The sequence below is a fragment of the Chryseobacterium sp. SIMBA_028 genome (assembly GCF_046535285.1).
Taxonomy (GTDB): Bacteria; Bacteroidota; Bacteroidia; order Flavobacteriales; family Weeksellaceae; genus Chryseobacterium.
The window spans coordinates 1-238 of the sequence record NZ_JAWRWZ010000798.1 but is presented as its reverse complement, the minus strand read 5'-3'; the positions used below and the strand labels follow the sequence as shown (position 1 = coordinate 238).

Genomic DNA, 238 nt, shown 5'->3' with positions numbered 1-238 from the left:
CTATTGACCATTCACTCCATAACCCAAACAAGGACTGCAAAATAAATTCACAGCCCTCGCTTTTTAAGTTATTAATGTATTTGAAATAAAATCAGGCACTAAAGCATAGTGCGACAATTTCATACTGATCGAAGCTCTACCGCTCGTCAACGTTCTCAGATCAGAAATATATCCGAAAGTAGAAGCCAAAGGAACTTTCGCAGTGAAAATTTTTCTGCCTGATCTTTCATCAATTGAA

At 37.0% G+C, this 238-nt stretch carries 1 protein-coding gene; it reads right to left on the bottom strand.

The annotated features are described in order from the left end of the window. Nucleotides 1-63: 63 nt before the first annotated feature. On the bottom strand, nt 64-234 hold the full coding sequence (locus SCA31_RS25420; protein ID WP_410699702.1) for a hypothetical protein: 171 nt from the start codon (nt 232-234) through the stop codon (nt 64-66). Between the last annotated feature and the right edge of the window lie 4 nt (nt 235-238).